Annotated in this window: 22 protein-coding genes; 8 read left to right on the top strand and 14 right to left on the bottom strand. The window is 60.4% G+C overall.

Features of this window, described 5'->3' with window-relative positions:
• Position 1 precedes the first annotated feature (1 nt).
• The 5 genes from A3AY_RS0124910 to A3AY_RS0124890 all read left to right on the top strand — a co-directional run bounded on the left by A3AY_RS0124910 (position 2) and on the right by A3AY_RS0124890 (position 2,807).
• The gene (locus A3AY_RS0124910) at positions 2-388 is read left to right on the top strand and encodes a RidA family protein (protein ID WP_018328395.1); all 387 of its coding nucleotides are present in this window, start codon (positions 2-4) and stop codon (positions 386-388) included.
• 37 nt (positions 389-425) lie between these two features.
• On the top strand, positions 426-860 hold the full coding sequence (locus A3AY_RS39420; RefSeq protein WP_154663334.1) for a hypothetical protein: 435 nt from the start codon (positions 426-428) through the stop codon (positions 858-860).
• Positions 861-1,188: 328 nt separating this feature from the next.
• Positions 1,189-1,722 (top strand): hypothetical protein, encoded by a 534-nt coding sequence (locus A3AY_RS0124900; protein WP_026203799.1) that lies wholly within the window; start codon positions 1,189-1,191, stop codon positions 1,720-1,722.
• Positions 1,723-2,088: 366 nt separating this feature from the next.
• A complete protein-coding gene (locus A3AY_RS0124895; RefSeq protein WP_018328392.1) occupies positions 2,089-2,388 on the top strand; it encodes a hypothetical protein in 300 nt (99 codons plus the stop codon).
• Between the two features lie 62 nt (positions 2,389-2,450).
• Positions 2,451-2,807: a hypothetical protein gene (locus tag A3AY_RS0124890; protein WP_018328391.1), complete on the top strand. Its 357-nt coding sequence runs from the start codon at positions 2,451-2,453 to the stop codon at positions 2,805-2,807.
• Positions 2,808-2,930: 123 nt separating this feature from the next.
• Here A3AY_RS0124890 and A3AY_RS41250 read toward each other — a convergent pair whose 3' ends face one another.
• The 12 genes from A3AY_RS41250 to A3AY_RS36100 all read right to left on the bottom strand — a co-directional run bounded on the left by A3AY_RS41250 (position 2,931) and on the right by A3AY_RS36100 (position 11,877).
• The gene (locus A3AY_RS41250; RefSeq protein ID WP_018328390.1) at positions 2,931-3,380 is read right to left on the bottom strand and encodes a hypothetical protein; all 450 of its coding nucleotides are present in this window, start codon (positions 3,378-3,380) and stop codon (positions 2,931-2,933) included.
• A gap of 10 nt (positions 3,381-3,390) precedes the next feature.
• On the bottom strand, positions 3,391-4,452 hold the full coding sequence (locus A3AY_RS37180; protein ID WP_018328389.1) for a phosphatase PAP2 family protein: 1,062 nt from the start codon (positions 4,450-4,452) through the stop codon (positions 3,391-3,393).
• Positions 4,453-4,600: 148 nt separating this feature from the next.
• Complete coding sequence (locus tag A3AY_RS0124875; protein ID WP_026203797.1) at positions 4,601-4,828, bottom strand: hypothetical protein; 228 nt, start codon at positions 4,826-4,828, stop codon at positions 4,601-4,603.
• Complete coding sequence (locus tag A3AY_RS39860; protein WP_018328387.1) at positions 4,825-5,001, bottom strand: hypothetical protein; 177 nt, start codon at positions 4,999-5,001, stop codon at positions 4,825-4,827. The genes A3AY_RS0124875 and A3AY_RS39860 overlap by 4 nt, the downstream gene beginning before the upstream one ends.
• Before the next feature lie 13 nt (positions 5,002-5,014).
• Positions 5,015-6,031, bottom strand: a complete 1,017-nt coding sequence (locus tag A3AY_RS0124865) for a hypothetical protein (protein WP_018328386.1) — start codon at positions 6,029-6,031, stop codon at positions 5,015-5,017.
• A gap of 76 nt (positions 6,032-6,107) precedes the next feature.
• Positions 6,108-6,443: a hypothetical protein gene (locus A3AY_RS0124860; protein WP_018328385.1), complete on the bottom strand. Its 336-nt coding sequence runs from the start codon at positions 6,441-6,443 to the stop codon at positions 6,108-6,110.
• 241 nt (positions 6,444-6,684) lie between these two features.
• On the bottom strand, positions 6,685-7,074 hold the full coding sequence (locus tag A3AY_RS0124855; protein WP_018328384.1) for a hypothetical protein: 390 nt from the start codon (positions 7,072-7,074) through the stop codon (positions 6,685-6,687).
• A gap of 151 nt (positions 7,075-7,225) precedes the next feature.
• Positions 7,226-9,151 (bottom strand): DUF3631 domain-containing protein, encoded by a 1,926-nt coding sequence (locus A3AY_RS0124850; protein WP_018328383.1) that lies wholly within the window; start codon positions 9,149-9,151, stop codon positions 7,226-7,228.
• Positions 9,148-9,414 (bottom strand): hypothetical protein, encoded by a 267-nt coding sequence (locus A3AY_RS0124845; protein ID WP_018328382.1) that lies wholly within the window; start codon positions 9,412-9,414, stop codon positions 9,148-9,150. The genes A3AY_RS0124850 and A3AY_RS0124845 overlap by 4 nt, the downstream gene beginning before the upstream one ends.
• Positions 9,415-9,537: 123 nt before the next feature.
• Complete coding sequence (locus A3AY_RS0124840; RefSeq protein WP_018328381.1) at positions 9,538-9,837, bottom strand: hypothetical protein; 300 nt, start codon at positions 9,835-9,837, stop codon at positions 9,538-9,540.
• 142 nt (positions 9,838-9,979) lie between these two features.
• A complete protein-coding gene (locus A3AY_RS0124835; protein ID WP_018328380.1) occupies positions 9,980-10,678 on the bottom strand; it encodes a hypothetical protein in 699 nt (232 codons plus the stop codon).
• The gene (locus A3AY_RS36100; RefSeq protein ID WP_018328379.1) at positions 10,675-11,877 is read right to left on the bottom strand and encodes a tyrosine-type recombinase/integrase; all 1,203 of its coding nucleotides are present in this window, start codon (positions 11,875-11,877) and stop codon (positions 10,675-10,677) included. Before A3AY_RS36100 ends, A3AY_RS0124835 begins: the two co-directional genes overlap by 4 nt.
• Before the next feature lie 681 nt (positions 11,878-12,558).
• Between A3AY_RS36100 and A3AY_RS0124825 the strand changes: the two genes are divergently transcribed.
• Entirely contained in the window at positions 12,559-13,389 is an 831-nt protein-coding gene (locus A3AY_RS0124825) for an alpha/beta fold hydrolase (RefSeq protein WP_018328378.1), read from the top strand.
• A gap of 340 nt (positions 13,390-13,729) precedes the next feature.
• Here the strand turns inward: A3AY_RS0124825 and A3AY_RS39415 are convergent, their stop codons facing one another.
• Positions 13,730-13,906 (bottom strand): hypothetical protein, encoded by a 177-nt coding sequence (locus tag A3AY_RS39415; protein WP_018328377.1) that lies wholly within the window; start codon positions 13,904-13,906, stop codon positions 13,730-13,732.
• A 369-nt stretch (positions 13,907-14,275) separates the two neighbouring features.
• Here A3AY_RS39415 and leuB point away from each other — a divergent pair, with 369 nt between their 5' ends.
• Positions 14,276-15,388 (top strand): 3-isopropylmalate dehydrogenase, encoded by a 1,113-nt coding sequence (gene leuB, locus A3AY_RS0124815; protein ID WP_018328376.1) that lies wholly within the window; start codon positions 14,276-14,278, stop codon positions 15,386-15,388.
• A 220-nt stretch (positions 15,389-15,608) separates the two neighbouring features.
• Positions 15,609-16,283 carry a phosphatase PAP2 family protein gene (locus A3AY_RS0124810; RefSeq protein ID WP_026203796.1) on the top strand — a complete coding sequence of 225 codons (675 nt, stop codon included), beginning with the start codon at positions 15,609-15,611 and terminating at the stop codon, positions 16,281-16,283.
• A 78-nt stretch (positions 16,284-16,361) separates the two neighbouring features.
• Here the strand turns inward: A3AY_RS0124810 and A3AY_RS0124805 are convergent, their stop codons facing one another.
• The gene (locus tag A3AY_RS0124805) at positions 16,362-18,248 is read right to left on the bottom strand and encodes an MFS transporter (RefSeq protein ID WP_018328374.1); all 1,887 of its coding nucleotides are present in this window, start codon (positions 18,246-18,248) and stop codon (positions 16,362-16,364) included.
• Between the last annotated feature and the right edge of the window lie 31 nt (positions 18,249-18,279).

Raw genomic sequence — 18,279 nt, 5'->3', positions numbered from 1 at the left:
GGTGCGGAGCCCGCGCAAGCTGATCTCTTCCGGCTCGCCGTTCGAAAGGACGGCGGGCTATTCGCGTGCGCTCGTGCAGGGTGACTGGTGCTTCGTTTCCGGTACGACCGGCTACGACTATGCCACCATGACCATGCCGGAGACGGTGGAAGAGCAGACCCGCAACTGCCTGAAGACGATCGAAGGCGCGCTGGCGGAAGCCGGGTTTTCGCTGAAGGACGTGGTGCGCAATCACTACTACGTCACCGATGCGGCCTTGGCCGATGTGGTATTTCCTATTCTGGGCGAAACTTTCTCCGAGATCCGCCCGGCAGCGACGATGGTGGTCTGCGACCTGATCCGCCCGGAAATGCTGATCGAGATCGAAGTCACTGCCTTTCGGGGGTGACGGATCTCAGCCCCGCCTTTACCATTTCCGAATGATAGTGGCGAAACAGCCAGTACCTGAATTCAATCATCTCGCGCTCCTCCTGCGTTTTCGCCCTAGCGAGGCTCGCCGCCAATCGGTCGGGCGTCGAAAGTTCGACGGTATTGGCCAGAAAATTCATCATTTCGTCGACATCCGCATTTTTCATCTGACGGAAGCACTGAACCTCTCCGTTTGCGGCCAGCCTTGCAAGGCATTGACCGTCTCGGCGGCATCGGCGCACTCGGCAAAAGGCATGATTGAGCCAGGCTGTCGCAGCTACGCGAAAAAACACCTTGAGATCCGGACTGAGGGGCGGCGGACTATGGGACATGGCTGCGCTTTCTTTGCTTGGGGAACAACATGGCGGCCGGCAACGTCCCCGCGTGTTTCCACCGTGGTTTCGACAAGAGTTCATCCGGACGGGGCACTGGAAGCCGTCGCTAACGAATAAGTATATGTGACGCCTTCCAGCGCCCCGTTTGGCGTTCTCTCGGGAGCTTTCCCCCCCTACAGACCCCGACTTCGGACCCTCTGCCTCGCGACGACTTCGTGGCGCAGTCTCCGGTGCCGGCATTCAGCATCGCAGCTCCGGTACGTCACGCGTCCTGNCCCGACANGTGTGCCCCACAGGCACGCCCGCCCCAGAAGGACGGAGGGGATCCATTTTCCGGCGTCCTACTGCCAATAACATTTTGCTTTTACTGTTAAAATAAATTCCGCCTAATTTTGCCTAGCGTGTTGCCTAGCCTGGAAATTTGTCATCTGGCATTCTTTGCAGCATGCCCGCGCCCTCGAAAAGAAAACCCACCGCCGATCCACACCGATCATTGCGCGGCGTGACCGTCGAAAACCCGTTCTACAGCCGCGCCCATGCTGGCGACCCCACCAATCCCAAGCACATCAACGCCGTGGTCAACATCCGCGAAAGCGCCATCACCATGCTGGCGTCGAGAAACAAGATAGATGCCGCACAGGTTGCCGCCGCGACCAAGTTCAGGGCGTTATGGGAAGCCATGGGTGGCAAAGGTGCGTCGGCCATCGATTATGGCCGCGAGCATGTAGATGGTGGCAAGCGCTCCGATCCGATCACGGAACGGCAAATGAATGCGGCAGACGAGCTACGCCGCACTCGCCGCGTCCTCGGTGATAACGGTTACTGGCTGATATGCCGGATATGCGGCGAAGGCTTCTCTCTCCACGAAGTCGTCCAGCCCGGTGCCAGCAAACGCGCCAAGCTCGCCGCGGCAAATGACCTTCGTGCCTGCCTCGATAAGCTCGCAGAAATGTGGGGCATAGCTACTACGCGGCGGTAATGGCAACGCTTGCCGCCTGGACGCCCCGTCAGCGCGATTTCCGCCTTGGCAAGGTTAAAGATAAGCGCGGCGCGGATAGGACCGTCTGCGCCCCCATGGTGGCGTTTCCGGTCACTTTTTATTTCCCCCCTTTTCGAAGGGTTGGCAAGCTTTGGTTGCCGTGGCATTGTTTCGCACAGGTCGCAGATGCAGACCGAGTTCCGTCGTCGACCTGATCCCAGACGACGGGGCGTCGAGAGCGAGGGCACACCTCTCTCCGATTGTCGCGGCAAGGCATCGCAAAGCTGACTGGTAGGACGGCCCGACGAGCGTGATCAGGGGACGGCCACCTGCCTCTTCAAACTCAACACTTGAGGAGGTTTTGGTATGTCCGAGGACACCACCCCTACAGAACTGACTGAGCATCTTGGCAAATTCCTTCGCCACTGCGTTGTTGATGAAGGATTTGCCTGCCCGCTCTATGTCACCGCAGCGGCCAGCAACGGGAGCGCCTATATCGTGGCCTATTGGCCGGGAGAAGGCGGTCTCAAGCCGGAAGTTGTCGCCTCACGTATAGAGGATAACGGCTTCAAGCTGCCGATAGCCCTCGTGGTCGTCGGCGCGAATGCGGAAGCCGCTTACATGCGGATCGAACAGGGCGAGCCCACGATAACGATGCTTAACTGACAGAGGCGGCGGCCTCGCGCCGCCGCCCTTCAACTTTCCCCCAATGAACAGGAGATAATGACATGAATACGGTCATTGAACGCCTTCGGGCATCAAGGATGAAGGTCGAGGAAGAGCAACGCCCCGAATGGGTCAAGGACGGGCGTGAATGGGCGATGGAAACCGCCGAGTACGACGAGCTGGAAAGGGTGGCCGAACTAGCGGGCCAACTCGATAGAGAGCCGCGGCTCTATCCAGACGCTGAAACACTTCTTAAGGCGCTTTACGAAGCGATATACCAAGACCCTGATGGGTATTCGATGCCCGAATTGGCGGAGTTATTAACCGGTGACGCAACACGCTGGCCGTCCCGCGATCAACTTTGCTGGGTTATCGAAGGAGCCCAGCAGGTGTGGAACGAAGTCTCTGACAAAATCTAATCGGCGGTCGATTATATGCCCGCATGACAGACCTGGGGCGCCTTCGGGCGCCCTTTCTCTCCCACACTCTGCACGCGCCAGGTTGAGGAAGAACGACATGACGAAAAACGCTTAGAATATCGATCAGCACGGTTGCGGGGCATATGGCGACCAGCCGAACCGCGCCTGCAACGCAAACTTGATCGCCCGTAATGCCACGTCATCACCACCACCGGCAAGTTGATAAAGATGCAGGACGAGCGCGGCTTCGAGCTTCGCCGAGCCTATGTCCAGCTCATGCCTAAAGTGCCTCCGCAACGTCTTTTCGTCGATTTCGAGGACGCGACAGATTTCCCGTTGCGGAACGCCCTGAGCGGCAAGCACCTGGACAAGACGCCGGTGCATTGCAGTGGGGTGATGAGCGGGTCGTCCGCCGGTGCTTTTTGGCGTTTCCATGATGGACGGGAAAAACCTCCAGCCAGTTTTCTTGACGCCAGAAAAAAATCCCGGCGTTATACCCGCGCGGGCCCCGGTGGCGGCGTCAATCTCATCATCGACCCTCCCCCCACACAGGTCCACATATGCATTGACCAAGTACTATTTGTTAGGCCGCCTCGGCGGTCATCTCCTCCGGTCGACGGTCCGACCATGAGGCAAGAGCCGCCGACGCTCTCCAGAACAGAAGGGCCAGCGATCCGCCGATAAGGCCGTCGCTCGCATAATGCCAGCCGAGCTGGATCGATCCGATGAAAATGGACGCGGCAAACATCACCCCGAACCAGCGCCGCACGCCGCCAAACTGCCATGCGACGCAGGCGATGATCACCGCCACGGCCACATGCATACTCGGCATCGCCGATATGCCGGAGATAGCGCCCTCCTCGACCGAATAGGATGTCCAGAGCATGTTCTGCGCAAACAGCGCCCATACCATGCCCGTCTCGCCGTCAATGCCTTTCAGCATGTCCATCAGCGGGACGAAGGTCTGATCGCCATTGAGCAGTTGAACGAAGCATGGCCCGGCCGAGGAAAAATAGAGCGCCATGATATTGCCGCCGATGAACCACGTCAGCAGCGCCGTCAGCATGTAGCGGAGACGCAGCGTGTGATTGCTGATCCACGGCGCCCAAATCATCGAAATGATGAAGATGGGTAGCCAGAGATTGTAGACGAAGTTCAAAACGGTGATGCCGTAAGTGTTGCCGAAAATGCCGCTCGTGATGACGTAGGGATCGACGCCGCCGAAGATTGCCCGGTCGAGGCGGATCAAGGTTTCATCCCACCCAAACGGATTGATTGCCGGGATCGACGATTTCACACTGCCGAAGATAACGATCAGGGCCAGAAAGATCGCCGTCGAATGCGTGGCGTGCGCCAGCCGGTCATCTCGCAACAAGAGGTCGGCCATCCTGCCCCTAAGTGCTGACGTCGGGTGCTCATGCCCCTGCAAAAACAGGCGCACGAGAATCCAAAGCATGTAAAAGACCGCGATATTGAACAAGGCGGTAAACGACCATGAAAGATAGGTTGTCGCCGTCCTGAAATGCGGCTCGGCACCCGTATACCAGACGAGGCCGGACATTAGCGCGGTATGTGAGACAAGAATGAAATATGCAAAACGATAATCAAATGCCGTTCGCCCGAAGGCCGAAAAGAAAGTTCTCATTGTTTCAATCGCGAATTGTTTCCCCCGACCCACAATTCAACCTAATTTTAGCATTTAGTCAACTAGGGTCGTCAGGCTCCGAAGTCGATGAACGGCAACACCTGCGCCGTCGCATCGGCGGCGAAGTCGACAGGCCCCTGGGGCGGGCTCACTCTTGGCTTAGACCATCCCGTCCGGCACTTTGCTTCATCCAGTGCAACCAGCCGACCTCGCGCCATTCCTCGATAAGGAGCTTGTCTTCCTCGATCACCATCGGCAGTGAGACCGACCAGAGAAAGGTCACATCCTCATCACGTGTATGGCCATAAAAGAATACCGAGCGACCGTCATCACCAAGGACGGGATCGACCGCCTCAATATCAGCGGGCGTCATCATGGCTGCACCCTTGTGGGCGCGGCGACACGAACGGTGGGCCGGGACTTGTCACCTCGTGCCTGAGCCTCCTCCAGCGAGGCGATGCGCGCCTCAAGCGGCGCCATCTGCTGACGGAGGTAATGCTTGACGATACTGACGATCTCCGCACCGAATTCCTTGCCGTTAAAAGCCATGTGACCCTCCTAATTATCCCGAAGCCAACGAGCCCCACGTGATGTCCGTCATGATGGCCAGCGCATCGGCGGTCCCGGTAGCGGCGCCGAAAAGGCTGGACAGCCGGATCGCGACAGCGTTCGTCTGCCAAAGTGACGTCAGGGCCGTTGCCGTCGGCGTTCCGGCGTCACCGACCGGCGCGTCGTTCATCTCCAGTGCAGCATGACGCGCAACATCGATACCGAGGGATTGGATATCGGCAACGACTTGGTCACCGTCGATCAAGACCAGCATTCCGGCGGGGAGGCCGGGCGAGATGGCGAGCGTGAGGCCAACAAATTCACTAAGGCCCTCCGGCGAGGCATCGCCGCGACCATCCATGAGCAAACAAATGCTGTTCCCGACATCGGTGGCGGCGATCCAGGCGAGCCTTCCTTCCCCCGTGTTTACCGCGTCCAGCAGAATTTTCAGGTCTGTTGGGTGGTCTCCGGTGCTGGAAAATGACGGCGTGGCAGAGGTCAGCAGCGTGTCAAAGAAGCCGACGTCGAGCGCCTTGGCGACGGCACGACGTAATTGGCGGCTTACAAACGCCTGGCTGGCCGCCGACGAATTCTCGATGACCTCCCGGCTCAGCACGACAATCGCATCCGCCCGTTGCGGCAGGAGGGCGTCGCCATTCAAGCTCATTCGTGAGACCGGGCGCGCCTTGCCCTCCGCGTTGACCGCGCCGATTGCGCCTTCGGAAATCGCGCCGACACGAGAACGCAACGGCGCTTTAGTGATGACGCCCAAGTCCAGCAGCGCCGCGAAGGCTGATCGACCGCCGAGTTGCTGCATGAAAATCGACGAAGCTGCGGCCAGATCAGCAAGCTGGCCCGCCCACGCCGGATCGGAAATTGATCCAGCACCCACCGCTGAGCGAAGAATTCGGGCTGCGGACGCGGGCATCGGCAACCGGTCGGCGACCTCCAATAGGGTCTCGCCCGATTTCGACGCGACCACCAAGGCTCTCACGAGGGCCAAGACTGTTCCTGCATACTCATTCTGCATGTCGAACTCCCTGATCTGCCTCGTAAAGGTGCAGGAGCAAACGCTCACGGAAAAGAGGCTCAAACGTCCGAAACACTTACCTATCGTCCCCGGTGTGACGGCGAAGGCGCGGGATCGACACGAAAAGGCGACCGCCGCGCTTATAGCCGATTGAAAAGTCATGGACCCACCGGCGGATGGTCGGTTTGGAAAAGCCGGAGCGATGGCTGGCGGTCGAGGCGTCGACGACGTTTTCCGTGGCGAAGTCATCATCCGGCTCCGGCTCCGCGCTTTGCACCAGGGCTCCATCAGCCATCAGCCGGAGCTGCTGTTCGATGTGATCAAGCCGCTCTGCCGTGCGCCGTTGCTCGGCGAGCAGTTGGCCGATCTTGGCGGCGTCATTGTCATCATCATCATCATCATCATCAGTCATGGATTGAATTCCCGATCATGGGGAGCCGGACCCCGGCATTTAAGTCAGGGTCCGGCCCTTTTCCTACTTTGTCCCCCATCTGTCCCAATGGCCGTTAACCGGCGTCAGAAGCGCGAAGATAACAGCTTCGCCTTGGCTAACTATGAAGTCCTCGACTTCGCCTAGCGGCAGGTCCGCGCGACATCCCCGCGGGTTCCGTCGGCTCGGGTCATGCAGGGCGATGCTGACGTGCCAACGGCTGTCAAAACGGAAGACTGCCGTTCAGGTCGTCCTCCTGCAGGTTGCTGTTTGGCTTCTGGTCCGGTTTCGCCTCTTCCGTCTTGGACAACGCCGGAACATCAACCCGGATGCCGTCGACCATGCGGCCCTGAAAGTTGACACGAGCAACGTAGAGTTCGAGCGGCTGCCCGGACCAGCTTTCGGTGTTCTTGCCGTAGACTTCGGCGATCACCATCGCGTTTGTCTTGTTCAAAACCAGACCTTTGCGCGCACCCTTGAAGTAGATCACCGGCTTGTCCCGGTCGTCACCGACATCCTCGACGGCTATACGGTCGATGGTGAGCGTGTGACGGCGGCCCTTCAGGTCCTCGCTGCGCACATAGTTGCTGGGGTACAGATTATCGACATTCATAACTTCTCTCCATTTTACACTGGGTGGGGGGTTAAATTAGCCGCTACACCGCTACACCATTGTTTTTATTGAAGATTAGCCGCTACACCAGATGAGCCGTGCAGCGGCTAAATCTGAATGAAATCAATGGCGTAGCGGTGTAGCGCTTGGTTTAGGGGGGTACCCTGAGATACCGCCGCCAGACATCTGCAAACTGTCGCCACTGATAGCCCTTCCGTATGTCTCGACCTGTGCGACTGCCGGGGCTGAAATCATGATCGGCGGAGCGGATGCCGAACGGTTTAAGCAGCCGCGCAAGCTTCCTGTCGGTCAGCGGATGCTGGGCGTCGTCCCAGCCGTGCTCTTCGATCTTCATTAGAAGGTTCACGAGCACCCCGGTCTTTACCCAGTCGTCCGGCTTGGCCTCGGTTGCCCCGTAGATGGCGTGGCAGTCGCCGAGCAGCATGACGCCAAGGTCGTCATCATCGCCGTCTTTGTCAGCATGGGTGGAAAGCAGGACAGCCGCCTGCCGGGCCCTGTCCGGCCAGGCGCCGCCTATCACCTCGGCGATGCGCAACGCCAGGCGCCAATTGTCCTGTTGCCGGTCGTTGAGCGTGGCCGGAATGATAGCGGCGGCATGCATGACGACGTTCATGCTGTCGTCGGCGAACCGTTGCAGCTTTGACCGGACCTCATGCAGACGGTCGCGGTGCTCGTAGTCGAAACGTTGTGTCTCTTCCCCCGGCAATCGCCGCTCAAGTGGGATGGTGATGCACCTGTCGCGCAAGGCGTCGCTGCCGAACCGGCCGATCCCGGCTAAGGCCATTGACGCGAATACGCGGTAGCCCACCGGCACCATCGCGGCGCCCTCGCCGGACATCCTCCAGACCCTGCCGGACCTCTCGTGACCGGAATTAATGATCGACAACAACGCGGATCGGTCCTGCGCACTGGGGGCCAGTTGCTGGTCAACCTCGTCAAGCAGGAACACTGGCTGCACCAGCTCAGCCAGCCGGTAGAGGACAGCCGGTGACAGGTTCTCACCGTTGACGGGACGCGGTACAAGCTCGCCGATCACCCTGAGCAATGTTGTCTTGCCGCAGCGCATGCGCGGGGAGGTTATCGCCAGCCGCGGCGCATGTGTGGCAACCGGGACGAAGTAGGTCCCGATAATCCAGAAGGCGACCCCGACCAGCCTTGCCTCATCGAGCACGACATGTGTACGGATCGCGGCGCAAAGCTCCTGCGCCAAGGTGTCGCCGTTTACCGGCAGCGGCCACGGGGCGACGGCCTCGAAGTCACTGCTCAAATCCGTCTGCGCCGTCTTTGTCGTCTTAGCCGCTGGTTGTGCCTTCTCCTGCGCGTCGTGCCACGCATCGTCTATTGTCTTGGCGCTTTCCTCGGCTGGCAGGCCGCAATGCACGGCGGCAATCGTTAGCCAGTCACGCCAGTGATGTTCCTGGACCTTGCCGGCAATGACGGCCAGACCGTACTTGAAGGCCAGCTCATTCAGCAGCGTCCGCCGTCCGCCCTCCGCCGTCACGGCCAGCCGGTCGCAGTCGCCGCGCAGCTCGCGTTCCCGCTTCGATAGCGGCGCCCACCGGGAGGCGATTTCATCCGGCAATTCAGAACAGGTCGAAAGATCGGCCCCATTGACAAACCGGTATGGCGATCCCGGCGTTGGCAGCGCACACCAGCCGCCATCGGCGAGGAGGTCGATACTTGGAAGGGGCGAGTTCAGGCCGCATAGCCGTTTGAGTGTCCGGCCATTGGCCTTGAAATGTGCATGCATGCCGCCGCTCATGGTTTCGACTATCGCGGCGCCTGAGAGGGCCCAGCCGTAATGGTGCACGGTGAGTTCGCCATCCCGGCCGCCGTGCTTGTCGATGTCGAGCACGCACCGGCCGGGAAGCGGTGAGCCTATCCAGGCGTCGGGGTATGTCGACCACCATTTCTGGATCTGCTGTTGGTCGGTTGTCGCAGCCTTATGCCCACCTCGAATAAGCGGCTTTTTCTGGCCGTTGCCGTCGACACGCCACGGGAAAATCGGGATGCCCTCGGCGGCGTAGGCAAGCGCTGTTTCAAGAGCCGCGTTCATGACCCCATCATCTCCCGAAGCCGGTTGTGGATCTTGGTCGTGCGCAGCTTGTCCTGGTTCTTGATCGGCACACTTTCCGGCCAACTTTCCATTGAAAATAGATGCCGCTTGTCTTCCTTCGGCAGGCGCACGGACACAGGCTGTCGCAGCCAGTACGTCGCCAGTTGCTGCACGGTCTGTGGCATTGCCTGTTGCTCCGACTGAACCGCAACATCTTGCGGCCGGGGAGCAGGTGAGTTCGAAATATTGTGGTCGTGGTCCATGACAGGTTTCCTTGCATGGGCCGACACGAGGTTGACGCGGGTGACGTCGGAGGGCATATTCGGGCGATCTAACCTGCCCTGAAAAACCCGAGAAGCCGCCGCGTCCCCTCCGTGAGCGGCTTTTCAGGTTTCTGTGATTTGTTCAGGGGGCCGCCTATCAACAAGCACGTCGGCAGGCGGCTTGCGCGGGCGGCCTCTGCCGCGTTTCACCGGCTCGGGTTCAGGCACATCATAGGCGCGCGCGGTCTCCCGTTTCTCGGCAACGTACGCCACAAGCTCATCTTCAAAGCAGAGGACATTGCCGCCAACCTTGAAGAACAGCTTCTGGAAGGCCGGGTCTCGGTCGAGAAGGGTATAAACCGAACTATCGGATTTATAACCGATGTAGACTTTCGTCAGCTTGATCGGGACAACCGTTCGCATGGAAGCGCCTCCAGGGGAGCGGCAGACCTTGAGGGTGGAAGTCAAGTTGCCGCTATTAGTGCAAATCAGCCCGGATTGAAGCGCATAAATCCCATATTGAGTTAGGGGGAATTAACCGTTTTTTGGCCGCTAAATCCCCCACCTAGTCGAGTGGCAGTTCCGCACGCCGTAATTCAATGATCAATTCGCCAGCCGCTTCCACTGTCAGCTCCCCGCGCCTGTGGCGTAGTTTACGTCCCCGTTGATTGGCAAAGGCGATCAGCGGGTTAATGGCAGCAACCAAGAACCGCGCCGCCGGACCGCCTTTTGCTGACTTGCTGGCACCAGCAGGTTTGTCAGTCCATACCCTCCAATAAATGATTGCGGCGTCAGCAAACCGCCTGAACCCCGGATGACGCTCGCTACTAAATGGATCCTCCGCGTGGTAGCTCGCCAAGTCGTCGACAGCCAACTCTTCATTGTCGATCACTTCGTCCAGATGACCGAAGATTTTATCGTGGCCCGTGAACAAGATCGCGTAATTGGGCTGAATCGTGTTTGGCTGCGCCAGCAATGATCGGAGTTTCCGCGCAACGCGGGCAGCCTCGCGCGCACGAGCAATCTCCTCCTTCGGCGGTCGGTAGGCAGTTTCCTCTGCGAGGCACTCACGCGCGACCGGCTCCAACGCACGGGCAATAAAGCCCTCCTTGTCGGCCCGGAATTCCTCGTGGTGCGGAAAGCTGGCTAGCCTCCCCCAATCGTCCAGCTTGTCGACCCAGTCCGGGTCAGGCACCGCCTCAGCCAGAGCCTTCCGCTCGGCATCTGTATAATGAAACGCCGCCGCCTTGCGGCCATCGCTCACTGCACGGCCCTCAGCGCCGTGACCTTGTCGTTCGCGGCGCTGCGCGTCAGATAGCCGCCCCACGCGGCAAAGACCTTCTCGCGCTTGGAAAAATCCTGCGCTCCACGGCGGTAGGCGCGGCGGACGGCCGTCCCTACCAGATGATCGAGGCATTCCTCGACCAACCAGTCCGGGAAAGCGGTCCTGTCGGCGGCCCAATCGGAAAAGGACGAGCGGAAGCCATGCGGGACATACTTGCCGTCGGTCAGAACGACAAGGTCCTTGCGCATGCGCTCCTTGCCCATGCCGGGGAACAACTTCTTGCCGGCGACATCAGAAAGCTCGGCTCTTATGCGTTTCAGCACGGCCAGCGCGGCGTCCGACAGCGGCACGACATGGGCTTTTCGCACCATTCCCTTGCGCTTTTTGCAGCGCGCCGCCGGGATCGTCCAAAGCCGATTTTCGAAGTCGAACTCGGCCCATTCGGCGCGGTGCACTTGAGAGTAGCGCGTGGCGGTCAGCGCCAGCAATTCGAGCCCGCGATAGGAAAAGCCCGGCATGGCCGAGAGCCGCGTCACGAAAGCAGGCATGTCGGCATAGGGCACCGCTGGGTGATGCTTCGTGTCGCCCTCCTGCGGGCGCAGGATGTTTTCCAGATGGCCGTCCCATGCCGCAGGGTTCTGGCTGTCGGCGGGGCGGAGCCCATGCGCCTTGGCAAAATCCAGCACGCGGGCAATGCGCGCGCGGAGCTTGTCCGCCGTATCGATCTTCCTGCCCCATAGCGGCTTCAGCACGCCGAGGATATCGGCGGTATCGATGTCGCGCACCGCCTTATCGCCAAGCGATCCCGCATGATGGGTCAGGTGATAGCGCCAGCTATCTGCGGTTTTCGCGGTGGCCCATGTATCCCGAAGGGATTCGATGCATTGCCCGGCGATCTTGGAAAAGGTCGCCTTTTCGGCCCGCTTTTCCTTCAGCGGATCAGTTCCCTTGGCGATCTTGTCGTGGGTCGCCTTGGCAAGCTCTCGGGCGGTTTTGAGCGAAACGGTGGCGGCGGAACCGAGGCCGATTTCGCGTTGCCGCCCGTCCCTCTTCCACATGAACACCCAGCTTTTGGATACTCTGCCGTCGCGCTCGCTGACGCGGAGATAAAGGTTGTCGCCGTCCGCGTGACGGCCCGGTTTCCTGATCGTCTCAACTTGCCTTGCGGTGAGGGTCATTTTTTGATTCCTAACCTGTTGCCTAGCGCTAAACACCGGCTTGAAACATATCAATCTGGATTGTTTTCGGCAATATTGGAACGCTATTTCGCAAAAACTCAAGGAAATGCAAAGGTTTGCGCTATCGTTCTGGATTTTTCTGGATTGCTTTGGATTTATCTGAAAACGCGGGAAGCGCTATTTTCCGGGGGCTCTCCTTCCGGTCCGCCTGACGTTCGTGGGCCTCCTTGCCGAAGGCACGAGGCTTCCCGTGGAGCGCCAGCCCTGCCTCGCCGCCAACGTCTTGCGGTGTATCCGTGACAGGACGCCATGATCATGGCACGGGTTTTTGAGGCGGGGATCAGCGGGGAAATTTTGAACAGCCAAAGCGTGCTTCACGCTGGCGACATAATGGCGCTCGTTCGACGCTATCAGAAATACCGGGTTTAAAAGTCTGTCGATCCGATTAAAGTGTCTGACGTCCAGAGCGTCGGGCGCCGATGCGTCATGACGTCGTAATACTTTGAACGTACTCCATTATTTCATTCGATACCGATCCCGGCAGAGGCGATGCCCGCAACGACGTGATTTTTGTTTGCCGGCGTGAACCACAGGCATCCGGGACGGTCGGCATTTCGGCAACCCCGTTTCACTCCCGGGCCGCAAGGCGCGGCCTTCCCCGCAGCAGAAGGAATCACAAAGATGTCTACGATCATTACCAAGGACGGAACCGAAATCTTCTACAAGGACTGGGGCGCGCGCGATGCGCAGCCGATCGTGTTTCATCACGGCTGGCCGCTGAGCGCCGACGACTGGGATAACCAGATGCTGTTTTTCCTTGGCAGGGGCTTTCGGGTGATCGCGCACGACCGCCGCGGCCACGGGCGCTCGACGCAGACATCGTCGGGCCACGAAATGGATACCTACGCGGCCGACGTCGCGGCGCTTGCCGAAGCGCTCGACCTCAAAAATGCCTTCCATGTCGGCCATTCCACCGGCGGCGGCGAGGTCGTGCACTATGTGGCGCGGGCGAAACCGGGACGGGTCGGAAAAGCCGTCATCGTCGGCGCCGTGCCGCCGGTGATGGTGAAATCGGACAAGAATCCGGGCGGTCTGCCGATCGATGTCTTCGACGGCCTGCGTAGCGCCCTGGTGGCAAATCGCGCCCAATTCTTCATCGACGTGCCGACCGGCCCGTTCTACGGCTTCAACCGGCCGGGCGCCGAGGTTTCCCAGGGGCTGATCGACAACTGGTGGCGTCAAGGCATGATGGGCGGCGCAAACGCCCACTACGAATGCATCAAGGCTTTCTCCGAAACCGACTTCACCGAGGATCTGAAGAAGATCGACGTTCCGGTGCTGGTGATGCACGGAACCGACGACCAGATCGTGCCCTATGCCGATTCCGCGCCGCTTGCCGTCAAGCTCTTGAGCAACGGCACCCTCAAGACCTATGAGGGACTTCCGCACGGCATGCTCTCGACACATCCAGACGTGGTCAATCCGGATATGCTGGCGTTTTTCAAGGAGTAGTTTGGGCCGAAGCGAGCGTCGCCCGACCAGAGCGGTTGCCGGCTTGCCCCTCACCCTAAGCAGACTTTCGTTGGCAGGCCAACGTTTCGTCTGCTTAGGTGTTTGTTTTAACGCAGGTTCTGGCCGGAAAACCGTTGGACACTTTTCCGGAACCTGCTTAGCCCTCTCCCCGCAGGCGGGGAGAGGGGACGACGGAGTTTGCCGCTTGTCCCTTCTCCCCGTCAAAACGTGGAGAAGGTGCCCAACAGGGCGGATGAGGGGCAGTCTGACACACCAAAACACCAAAAACCCGGCTGCAGGGACAGCCGGGTTTTCGGGGAGGAAGCCAGAAGCTTTCAGCTTATTCGCAGACGCGGATCTTCTTGATGATGACGTTGCCGTAATAGTCGTAGGTCTTGACCTTCTTGATGAAGCAATAGGGCTGGCAATCATCGCTGTAGTAGCCGGCCTGCGACGGGGCGGCGAAGGAAACAGCAGTGATGGCAGCGACAGCGGCGGTCAAAACGAACTTGCGCATGCGGGTCTCTCCTTGAGATCTTGTTTGGATGAGCCTCCCTCATCCAGTGACCCGACTATTCCACGCCCCAGGCGCCCGCGCTGTTTCGAATGGAACAGGGGGCGCTCAACTTCCAGATTTTCCAGCAAAGAGACGACCTGTCCGGCGTTGTCCGCAGGACTGCGGCAACAGAGCTGGTGAATTTGCGCATTCCATCGGCTGTCGGGTGTTCTCGGCCAAGCGAGAATCCCACGCTTCAACCTGCATGCCTGTTCCGGCCGGAACTGCGCGCACAATTCTTTCCTGAACCGCATTTTCCTTGAACGGAAGTTGCGTTAAGAACGCGCCAACATCTGACAAGCCCACCCTTCGACTTAAAAGGAATGCCCCATGACAGCGCGCAATCTTTTCCTTCTGCCCGGCGACGGCATCGGCCCGGAAGCCATGGCGGAAGTCCGCAAAATCATCGCCCATATGAACGCCGAAATGGCGGGCGGCTTCACGACGGACGAAGGTCTGGTCGGCGGCAGCGCCTACGACGCCCATGGCGCGGCGATTTCGGACGCGGACATGGTAAAGGCGATGGCGGCGGATGCCGTTCTGTTCGGCGCCGTCGGCGGCCCGAAATGGGATGACGTTCCCTATGAAGTGCGCCCCGAAGCCGGCCTTTTGCGCCTCCGCAAGGATATGGAACTGTTTGCCAACCTGCGCCCGGCGATCTGCTACCCGGCGCTCGCCAATGCATCCTCGCTGAAGGCCGAGTTGGTCGAGGGCCTCGACATCCTGATCGTGCGCGAGCTGACCGGCGGGGTCTATTTCGGTGAGCCGAAGGAGATCATCGATCTCGGCAACGGCCAGAAGCGCGGCATCGACACGCAGGTCTATGACACCTACGAGATCGAGCGCATCGCCGGCGTCGCCTTCGAACTGGCGCGCACGCGGCAGAACCGCGTCTGCTCGATGGAGAAGCGCAACGTCATGAAGTCGGGCGTGCTCTGGAACCAGGTGGTGACGGCGACGCACAAGGCGAAATATTCCGACGTGCAGCTGGAGCACATGCTGGCCGACGCCGGCGGCATGCAACTCGTGCGTGCGCCGAAGCAGTTCGACGTGATCGTCACCGACAACCTGTTCGGCGACATGCTGTCGGACGTTGCCGCCATGCTGACCGGCTCGCTCGGCATGCTGCCGTCGGCCTCGCTCGGCGCCCCGGATGCCAAGACCGGCAAGCGCAAGGCGCTCTACGAGCCGGTGCACGGCTCGGCGCCGGACATTGCCGGAAAGGGCATCGCCAACCCGATCGCCATGATCGCCTCCTTTGCCATGTGCCTGCGCTACTCCTTCAACCTGGTGAAGGAAGCCGACAACCTGGAGAAGGCCATCGCCAACGTGCTCGACAAGGGCATCCGCACCGGCGACATCATGGCCGAGGGCGCTCGCAAGGTCGGTACCGCCGAGATGGGCGACGCGATCCTCGCCGAATTCAAGACGCTTTCGGCGTAAGTCGCGCGTTCTTTCCCTCCCCCTTGTGGGGAGGGTGGCCCGCAGGGCCGCGAGGGGTTTCTCTTAGAGCTAATGCCCCTCCCCAACCCCTCCCCATAAGGGGGAGGGGCTTAACCGCGCGCCAGAGGCAGCCATGTCCCGTCATGGCATTTTTCGAACGCACCATTGAAATCGCTGTTTTTATCGACACATGGAAGAGAACCAACCGAACGGGCCTTTCATGAACCGACCGCTTTCCTCCACCGGCTGGCTTTTGCTGGCAACGATCGTCCTGGTCACCGCACTGCTGCCCTTCGACGGGCTTGTCTCCCAAAGCGCGCAGGCGCTGCCGCCCGCGATCGTCGCCTTCAACGAGCGGATCACCGATTTCGGTACGTTCGCCTGGATGATCTACGGTTCCGGCTCGATCACGATCGTCGCCTATATCCTGCACCGGGTTTCGCGCAGCGCCGGCTTCTCCTCGAAGACCAAGACGGCGTGGCGACTGGCGTTGTATTTCCTCGTGACCATCGGCAGCGCCAGCGCGCTGGTTCACCTGCTCAAACTCGTCATCGGCCGGGCGCGGCCGGAGCTTTACCTCGACCATGGCGCCCATAGCCTGATGCCGTTTGCCAATGAATGGCTGTTCGAAAGCTTTCCCTCCGGCCATTCGGCGGCCGTCGGCTCGTTCTTCGGCGCCTTCGCCATGCTGGCGCCGCGCCTGCGCATTTTCTTTGCGCTCGGCGCACTGACGATCGGCGTCACCCGCGTTGTTGTCGGGGCCCATTATCCGAGCGACGTGGCGGCCGGGCTGCTGCTGGGTCTCTGGGTCGCGCTGATGACCGCCTTCGTCTTTGCGCAGCGGAACTGGCTGTTCCGCCTGGATGAGCAGGGCTGGCCGCGGCCGAAGGTGTAATGGTCTTTTCCACATGGCGGCATGAAAAAACCCGGCACAGGAGAGTGCCGGGCTCAGTTGGCGGGGGGAAAGCGTGGATCAGTTCATCGCGTGGATGTCGCGATCCTTCGTCTCGGGCAGGAAGAGCATGCCGATCACCAGGGTGATGCCGGCAAACACGATCGGGTACCAGAGGCCGTAGTAGATATCGCCCTGCGCAGCGCTCATCGCAAAGGCCGTTGCCGGAAGCAGACCGCCGAACCAGCCGTTGCCGATATGGTAGGGCAGGGACATGCCGGTATAGCGGATACGGGTCGGGAACAGTTCGACCAGAAGCGCTGCGATCGGGCCGTAGACCATCGTCACATAGATGACCAGGACGGTCAGAACCGCGATGATGACAATCCAGTTGACGCGTGCCGGATCGGCGACCATGGCGAAGGTACCGCCCTTGGCGACCGTGTAGACCGGCATTTCGGTGACGCCAGCGGCTTCTTCCGCCGTCAGGAGCTTGGCCGCGACCATCTGCTCGCCGGTCATCATTGCCTTCTCGCCGCCGCGAACGGCTGCGGCATCGAGCGCCAGCTCCGGATTGGCGGCAACGAAGCCGTCAAGCTTGCTTTCCGGAACCTTGGCAGCGGCACGAACCAGCGGATAGCCGCTCGTCTGCAACGCCATGTTGATCTGCTTTTCGAAGGCAGCGCCTGTGGCCTTGGCCTTGTCGCCAGCGGCGATTGCATCGTAGCCGACGATGGTTGCGTCGCCGATCTTGACCGTCGCAGCCGAACCGGCAGGGCCGGGAACGACGTCATAGGGTACGGAATTGCGCGTCAGGAACGAGGTCGCGATATCGCAGGATGTCGTGAACTTCGCCGTACCGGTCGGGTTGAACTGGAACTTGCAGTCGCCCGGAGCGGCGGTAACCGTCGCGCGGATGCTCTGCTGCGCTTCGGCCAACGCCGGATTGCCGGCCCAGGTCAGCGCCTGGAACAGCGGGAAGTAGGTCAGCATAGCGAGCAGCAGGCCGGCCATGATGATCGGCTTGCGGCCGATCTTGTCGGACAGCCAGCCGAAGAAGACGAAGAAGCCGGTGCCGATGAGCAGCGATACGGCAACCATGATGTTTGCCGACTGACCGTCCACCTTCAGGATGTTCTGCAGGAAGAACAGCGCGTAGAACTGCCCGGAATACCACACGACAGCTTGGCCGACGACGGCACCGAACAGGGCGAGAAGCGCGATCTTGGCGTTTCGCCACTGGCCGAAGGCTTCCGTCAGCGGCGCCTTGGAGCCCTTGCCTTCTTCCTTCATCTTCTTGAATGCCGGCGATTCGTTCATCTTCAGTCGAATCCAGACCGAGACGCCGAGCAGGATGCAGGAGAGCAGGAACGGAATGCGCCATCCCCAGGCTGCGAAGGCTTCCTTGCCGAGAAGCATCTGCACGGTGACGATGACCACCAGCGACAGGAACAGGCCGAGCGTCGCCGTCGTCTGGATCCACGAGGTGAAGTAGCCGCGTTTGCCCTGCGGCGCATGTTCGGCGACATAGGTCGCGGCACCGCCATATTCGCCGCCGAGCGCCAGGCCCTGCAGCATGCGTAGCGCGATCAGAAGGATCGGAGCGGCGATGCCGATCGAGGCGGCACCGGGCAGGATGCCGACGAGGAAGGTCGACAGGCCCATGATGACGATGGTGACGAGGAAGGTGTACTTGCGGCCGACGAGATCGCCGAGGCGGCCGAATACCAGCGCGCCGAACGGACGCACCAGGAAGCCCGCAGCAAAGGCGAGCAGCGCAAAGATGTTGCGGGTGGTTTCAGGATACTGCGAAAAGAAGGTGGCGCCGATATAGACGGCCAGCGAACCGTAGAGATAGAAATCGTACCACTCGAAGATCGTGCCGAGCGAAGAGGCGAAAATCACCTTCTTCTGCTCGCCTGTCATGGGGGCGGCCTTTGCTCTGCCCACTGCTGCGACGTCTGCCATTGCGTTTGTCCTCCACTCAAAAACGGCTGCG

Source organism: Rhizobium giardinii bv. giardinii H152, from assembly GCF_000379605.1.
Classification (GTDB): domain Bacteria; phylum Pseudomonadota; class Alphaproteobacteria; order Rhizobiales; family Rhizobiaceae; genus Pararhizobium; species Pararhizobium giardinii.
The sequence above is the reverse complement of the archived record's forward strand: the minus strand, read 5'-3'. Positions and strand labels throughout refer to the sequence as shown.

Bases quoted from the DNA above. Each gene is read 5' to 3' on its own strand.
- leuB (WP_018328376.1), top strand. From the start codon at position 14,276: ATGACAGCGCGCAATCTTTTCCTTCTGCCCGGCGACGGCATCGGCCCG.
- A3AY_RS36100 (WP_018328379.1), bottom strand. From the start codon at position 11,877: ATGACCCTCACCGCAAGGCAAGTTGAGACGATCAGGAAACCGGGCCGT.
- A3AY_RS0124895 (WP_018328392.1), top strand. From the start codon at position 2,089: ATGTCCGAGGACACCACCCCTACAGAACTGACTGAGCATCTTGGCAAA.
- A3AY_RS0124875 (WP_026203797.1), bottom strand. From the start codon at position 4,828: ATGATGACGCCCGCTGATATTGAGGCGGTCGATCCCGTCCTTGGTGAT.
- A3AY_RS0124845 (WP_018328382.1), bottom strand. From the start codon at position 9,414: ATGGACCACGACCACAATATTTCGAACTCACCTGCTCCCCGGCCGCAA.
- A3AY_RS0124805 (WP_018328374.1), bottom strand. From the start codon at position 18,248: ATGGCAGACGTCGCAGCAGTGGGCAGAGCAAAGGCCGCCCCCATGACA.
- A3AY_RS0124855 (WP_018328384.1), bottom strand. From the start codon at position 7,074: ATGAATGTCGATAATCTGTACCCCAGCAACTATGTGCGCAGCGAGGAC.
- A3AY_RS0124890 (WP_018328391.1), top strand. From the start codon at position 2,451: ATGAATACGGTCATTGAACGCCTTCGGGCATCAAGGATGAAGGTCGAG.
- A3AY_RS0124850 (WP_018328383.1), bottom strand. From the start codon at position 9,151: ATGAACGCGGCTCTTGAAACAGCGCTTGCCTACGCCGCCGAGGGCATC.
- A3AY_RS0124900 (WP_026203799.1), top strand. From the start codon at position 1,189: ATGCCCGCGCCCTCGAAAAGAAAACCCACCGCCGATCCACACCGATCA.
- A3AY_RS0124825 (WP_018328378.1), top strand. From the start codon at position 12,559: ATGTCTACGATCATTACCAAGGACGGAACCGAAATCTTCTACAAGGAC.
- A3AY_RS39860 (WP_018328387.1), bottom strand. From the start codon at position 5,001: ATGGCTTTTAACGGCAAGGAATTCGGTGCGGAGATCGTCAGTATCGTC.
- A3AY_RS37180 (WP_018328389.1), bottom strand. From the start codon at position 4,452: ATGAGAACTTTCTTTTCGGCCTTCGGGCGAACGGCATTTGATTATCGT.
- A3AY_RS0124860 (WP_018328385.1), bottom strand. From the start codon at position 6,443: ATGACTGATGATGATGATGATGATGATGACAATGACGCCGCCAAGATC.
- A3AY_RS39415 (WP_018328377.1), bottom strand. From the start codon at position 13,906: ATGCGCAAGTTCGTTTTGACCGCCGCTGTCGCTGCCATCACTGCTGTT.
- A3AY_RS0124865 (WP_018328386.1), bottom strand. From the start codon at position 6,031: ATGCAGAATGAGTATGCAGGAACAGTCTTGGCCCTCGTGAGAGCCTTG.
- A3AY_RS0124840 (WP_018328381.1), bottom strand. From the start codon at position 9,837: ATGCGAACGGTTGTCCCGATCAAGCTGACGAAAGTCTACATCGGTTAT.
- A3AY_RS0124810 (WP_026203796.1), top strand. From the start codon at position 15,609: ATGAACCGACCGCTTTCCTCCACCGGCTGGCTTTTGCTGGCAACGATC.